The sequence below is a fragment of the Citrobacter sp. VF227 genome (assembly GCF_052950715.1).
The window spans coordinates 1-484 of record NZ_JBRFVF010000330.1 but is presented as its reverse complement, the minus strand read 5'-3'; the positions used below and the strand labels follow the sequence as shown (position 1 = coordinate 484).

At 72.5% G+C, this 484-nt stretch carries 1 pseudogene; it reads left to right on the top strand.

The window, feature by feature from the left end:
- A pseudogene (locus tag ACU8YC_RS26585) lies at positions 1-484 on the top strand (hypothetical protein); the annotation flags it as partial.

Here is a 484-nt window from a genome sequence, read left to right as displayed (position 1 = left end):
CCCTGATGGTCGGCTGTGGCGGGATCCAGAGCTCCGAGGCGCAGACCACGCCGCCGCCCGCGGCCGGTACGGCGCGGTCGGGGCAAGTACCGCCGCCCCAGCCGAGCGGCGAACCGCAGCCCCGACAGACCCAGTCGCAGGAGCGCACCCCGGAGCAGCTTAGGCAGACGCCACCCCCGCAGCAAAGCGGCGCAGCCCGGCAGAACCAGCCGCAGGAGCGGGCTGCGGCCGCGGCCGAATCCGGTCGTCCGCCGGCCCAGCCGTACACGGTCGACGGCAGGCGGACCCCGTACGTCGCCGAGTACCTGCCGGACGGCCGGCTGGTGCGCCCGATCGGCTGGCGCGAGTGGCCGTTCATCGGCACGCCGCTGACGCCGAACCGGCTCAACCTACCGGAGGCGCCATTCCCGGGGTTTCACATCGTCTATGTCGAGCCGACTGCTTGGGAGCACTTCAAACGGACGGGAGAGTTCCGCGAAGGTAC